The sequence below is a fragment of the Falsiroseomonas oryzae genome (assembly GCF_027856955.1).
GTDB lineage: Bacteria > Pseudomonadota > Alphaproteobacteria > Acetobacterales > Acetobacteraceae > Falsiroseomonas > Falsiroseomonas oryzae.
Genome location: NZ_JAPSMD010000455.1, coordinates 1 through 4,207, shown reverse-complemented (window position 1 = coordinate 4,207; position 4,207 = coordinate 1). Strand labels below are relative to the sequence as shown.

General features: G+C 71.5%; 6 protein-coding genes. 3 read left to right on the top strand and 3 right to left on the bottom strand.

Translation table 11 applies throughout. The features are described 5' to 3' along the window. On the top strand, positions 1–258 hold a 258-nt coding region (locus OZN99_RS26860), incomplete at its 5' end, for a hypothetical protein (protein ID WP_270938299.1). Positions 259–340: 82 nt separating this feature from the next. Beyond that, positions 341–1,096 carry an HpcH/HpaI aldolase family protein gene (locus OZN99_RS26855; RefSeq protein ID WP_270938298.1) on the top strand — a complete coding sequence of 252 codons (756 nt, stop codon included), beginning with the start codon at positions 341–343 and terminating at the stop codon, positions 1,094–1,096. A gap of 42 nt (positions 1,097–1,138) precedes the next feature. On the opposite strand, the gene OZN99_RS26850 is transcribed toward OZN99_RS26855, so the two are convergent. Together OZN99_RS26850 and OZN99_RS26845 are read right to left on the bottom strand one after the other, a co-directional pair. Beyond that, a complete protein-coding gene (locus tag OZN99_RS26850) occupies positions 1,139–2,146 on the bottom strand; it encodes a Bug family tripartite tricarboxylate transporter substrate binding protein (RefSeq protein ID WP_270938297.1) in 1,008 nt (335 codons plus the stop codon). Positions 2,147–2,160: 14 nt separating this feature from the next. Next, positions 2,161–3,018: an amidohydrolase family protein gene (locus OZN99_RS26845; RefSeq protein ID WP_270938296.1), complete on the bottom strand. Its 858-nt coding sequence runs from the start codon at positions 3,016–3,018 to the stop codon at positions 2,161–2,163. A gap of 145 nt (positions 3,019–3,163) precedes the next feature. Here OZN99_RS26845 and OZN99_RS26840 point away from each other — a divergent pair, with 145 nt between their 5' ends. Further along, complete coding sequence (locus tag OZN99_RS26840; protein ID WP_270938295.1) at positions 3,164–4,015, top strand: amidohydrolase family protein; 852 nt, start codon at positions 3,164–3,166, stop codon at positions 4,013–4,015. Positions 4,016–4,026: 11 nt separating this feature from the next. Here the strand turns inward: OZN99_RS26840 and OZN99_RS26835 are convergent. After that, positions 4,027–4,207, bottom strand: a 181-nt coding sequence (locus OZN99_RS26835; RefSeq protein ID WP_456299906.1) for a hypothetical protein, incomplete at its 5' end; no start/stop codon positions are given.

Sequence of the window (4,207 nt, the reverse complement as noted above, 5' to 3'; positions counted from 1 at the left end):
GCCGAGCTGGCCCGGCTCTGGCCGCGCCTCGCCGCCAGCCCGCCGCCCGAGGCCGAGGCGATGGCGCTGGCCGCGCGGGACGCGCGCATCGGCCTGCTGCTGGATGCGGTGGCGCGCCGGCACGGGCTGGACGGCAACGAACCCTCCCCCTCCGCCGAGCTGCTGCGCGAACGCGCCATCGCCTTCCTGTTGGCCCGCGCGCAGGTCGTGCAGCGGGAGGTCGGCATCGCCGAGCTGGAGCAGGCCGCGCGGCCCTGACCCGCGCCGGGTCGCGTTGACGCCCCGGAGACCCAAGCCTAGCGTCCCGCGACCCGCACGACCGGAAGGGGAAGGGAACGCAATGGCGAATGGCGTGAAGGCGGCCTGGGCCGCAGGGAAGCCCGTGGTGAACGGATGGCTCGCCATCCCCTCGGGCTTCAGCGCGGAGGTCATGGCGCAGGCCGGCTTCGACAGCCTCACCGTGGACATCCAGCATGGCGTGCAGGACTACCAGTCCATGGTCGCCTGCTTCCAGGGCATGCAGCCGCACGGCGTCACGCCCATGGTGCGCGTGCCCTGGAACGAGCCCGGCATCATCGGCAAGGTGCTCGACGCCGGCGCCAAGGGCGTGATCTGCCCGATGGTGAATACCGAGAAGGAGGCGCGCGACCTCGTCTCCTTCTGCCGCTACCCGCCGAAGGGCGCGCGCAGCTTCGGCCCGATCCGCTCCGGCATCTACGGCGCCGCGGCCGACACCAACGCGGCGAATGACGACGTGCTGGTCATCCCGATGATCGAGACCAAGACCGCGCTCGACAACCTCGAGGCCATCGTCGCCGTGCCCGGCATCGATGCCGTCTATATCGGCCCGTCCGACCTCTCGCTGTCGCTCGGCATGGAGCCGAAGCAGGACCGGCAGGAGCCGCAGTTCGTCGAGATCCTGGACCGCATCCGCACCACCGCGGCGAAGCGCGGCGTGAAGGCCGGCATCCACACGATGAGCGGCGCCTATTCGAAGCAGATGTTCGAGCGCGGCTTCAACCTGGCCACCATCATGAACGACAGCGGCCTGATGCTGACCGCCGCGCGCGCCCAGGTGGGCGTGGCGAAGGGCTGAACGCTTCCGCGGGGCGCGGCCTGTCGCGCCCCGCGGTTCCGCCTATTCGGGCTTGATGCCCGCCGCGTCGATGCGCCGGCGGACGTCGGCGACCGAGGCCGCCACCATCCGCGGCAGCTCGTCCAGCGCCTGGTCGGCCGGGAAGGGCTCCATCATCGCGCGCCGCAGCTCCGCCACGAAGGCGGGATCGCGCAGCATCTCCATGAAGGTCGCGTGGTAGCGCTGCAGGATCGGCCGCGGCGTGCCCGGATGCACGAAATAGGCGTACCAGACCAGCAGCTCCATCTCCGGGGCGCCGGCCTCGCGCACGGTCGGCACATCCGGGAAGTCGGGGCTGCGGTCCCGGGCGCTGACGGCGAGCATCCGCAGCTGCCCGCCCTCCACCAGGCCGCGGCCCGCGACGGCGCCGGTGAAGATCATCGCCGCATTGCCCGCCGCCACGTCCTGGATCGCCGGTGCCGCGCCGCGATAGGGCACATGCGTCATCGGCAGGTTGCGTGCCTGCGCGAAGCTCGCGATGCCGAGATGCGCCGGCGTGCCGATGCCGGCCGAGGCATAGGGCACCGGGTTCGGCTGCGCGCGGATCCAGGCCTCGAGCTCGGCGATGCTGCGGGCGGGAATGCGCGCGTTGACGAACAGCGCGTTGTAGTCGCTGCCGACGAAGGCGACGGGCGTCAGTACGGCGTTGGGGTCGTAGGGCGGCGGGTTCATCAGCTGCGGCGAGAAGGCGATGCTCGCGATCGCGCCCTGCGCGATGGAATACCCGTCGGCCGGTTCGCGCGCGACGTGCTGGATGCCGAGCGTGCCGCCCGCGCCCGCACGGTTCTCCACCACCACCGCCTGGCCGAGCCGCTGGCCGAGCTGCCCCGCCACCAGCCGCCCGAGCAGGTCGCTCGACCCGCCCGGCGGGAAGGGCACGACCAGGCGGATCGGCCGAGTCGGGAAGCTGCCCTGCGCGAAGGCAGGTGGCGCGGCCAGGCCGAGCGGCGCGAGCGCAAGCCCGAGTGCACGCCGCCGCCCGAGGCGGGGCGGGGTGAGCCGGGTGGTCATGGCGAGCGGTTCCTCTACAGGCCGAGCAGCCGCGCCGCATTGCCGCCCAGGCAACGCGAGCGGATCTCCTCGGAGGCGAAGGGCAGCGCGCGGAACTGCTCGACGCTCTGGCCGAGCGGGCGCACGGGGTAGCTGCTGGCGAAGAGCAGGCGGTGGCCGAGGTAGTAGTTGGCCGCCTTCACGTACTCGTCCGCGCCCGGCGTATTCGGGATGTGGCCGTAGAAGTCGGGCACCAGGTGCACATTCGCGCATTGGAACGCGACCGCGCAGATCTGCACGGTGTACGGCCAGGCGCCGTGCGGCACCACGATGCGCAGGTTCGGGAAGCGCTTCGCCACGCGCTGGATGTGCACCGGGTCGCAATAGGTCAGGTCCGGCCCGACGAAGATGGAGGAGGTGAAGGAGACGATCAGCCCCGCCTCCGCGCAGCGCGCATAGAGCGGCATCAGCGATTCGGCGTCGTCGTAGAGCGGCGGGTCGCACCAGCCATTGTCGAAGGCGACGCCCTTGAAGCCCCAGCCGATGCATTTCTCGATCTCGGCCATCGCCTTCGCGGGATCGCTGCCGTCGATGCCGCCGAAGGCCATGAAGCGCTTCGGATGCTGCTGCAGCAGCTCGACGATCTCCTCGTTCGGCACGGATCCGTATTGCGGCGGCGACTGGCGCCCCATCACCACCGCCAGCCCGATTCCCGCCGCGTCCATCTCCTGGATGAAGGCGTCCATCGAGCGCTCCGCGAAGGAGCGGTAGTACGGCATGTTCATCTGCAGCGGCCGCGCCGCGACCGGGTCTGGGTTCGGGTTGCGCGCGTTGTAGATCGCCGTCGAGGTGAAGCTGCCGAAGGGTGGACGAACCCGGAAGTCGATGATCATCGCGTGGTCTCCGTGGCTGCGCCCGGCCGTCGCGCCAATCCCGTTCGGCTTGTTCGTCGATCGCATACCTGTTCGAATGACGTGTCAACCAGGGACCGCGCGGCGCCGCGCAGCGCCCGCGCGGCTGCGCAACAGGGGATCCGCCATGCCGATCGTCGATTTCCGGCTGCGGCCCCCGGCGCGCGGCTTCCTGGCCACCAAGATCTACGCCAATGCGGCCAACCGCGACCGCTACACGCGCCGACTGGGCTTCGAGCCGGCGGCCTCGGTGCAGCAGCAATCCATGCCGCTGCTGCTGCAGGAGATGGACGCCGCCGGCATCACCACCGGCGTGGTGGTCGGCCGCACCACGGCGACACTCGGCAGCGTGCCCAACGCCGACGTCGCGGAGATCGTGCGCGAACATCCCGGCCGCTTCGTCGGCGTCGGCTCCGCCGACACGACGGACCGGCATCGCGCGGCGGCGATGATCGCGGAATGCCGCAGCCTCGGCCTGGCGATGGTGAACCTCGAGCCCGGCGTGATGGACCCGCCGCGCCGCCCGGACGACCGCCGGCTCTATCCGATCTACGCGCAATGCGAGGATGCCGGCACGAAGCTGGTGATCATGGCCGGCGGCGGCGCCGGCCCGGACATCACCTACACCGCGCCGCACTGCCTGGACCGCGTGCTGGCCGACTTCCCGAAGCTCACCATCGTCTGCTCGCATGGCGGCTGGCCCTGGGTGCAGGAGATGGTCTCGGTCGCCTTCCGCCGGCCCAACCTGTTCCTGTGCCCGGACATGTACCTGATCGACCTGCCGGGCATGGACGACTACCTGCGCGCCGCGAACAGCTTCCTGGCCGAGCAGATCCTGTTCGGCACGGCCTATCCGTTCTGCCCGCTCGGCCCCTATGTCGAGCGCTTCCTGCGCCTGCCCATCAGGGACGCGGCACGGGAGCGCATCCTCTGGCGCAACGCGGCGGAGCTGCTGGGCCTGGAGATGAGCGGGGGCTGAAGCGCCGGCGCCTACGCCGCGGCGCGGGCCTGCAGCGGCACGTCGATCTCGCAGGTCAGCCCGGCCTCCTCCCAGCGCAGCCGCACCTCGCCGCGCAGCTGCGCGCGCACCGTGCCCTGCAGCACGCGCGCGCCGAAGCCCTGGCGCTGCGGCGGGCCGTCCAGCCTCGGCCCGCCCCGCTCGATCCAGCGC

What these genes read in the sequence shown, in the direction of transcription:
- OZN99_RS26840 (WP_270938295.1), top strand. Translation starts at nt 3,164, where the DNA reads ATGCCGATCGTCGATTTCCGGCTGCGGCCCCCGGCGCGCGGCTTCCTG.
- OZN99_RS26855 (WP_270938298.1), top strand. Translation starts at nt 341, where the DNA reads ATGGCGAATGGCGTGAAGGCGGCCTGGGCCGCAGGGAAGCCCGTGGTG.
- OZN99_RS26850 (WP_270938297.1), bottom strand. Translation starts at nt 2,146, where the DNA reads ATGACCACCCGGCTCACCCCGCCCCGCCTCGGGCGGCGGCGTGCACTC.
- OZN99_RS26845 (WP_270938296.1), bottom strand. Translation starts at nt 3,018, where the DNA reads ATGATCATCGACTTCCGGGTTCGTCCACCCTTCGGCAGCTTCACCTCG.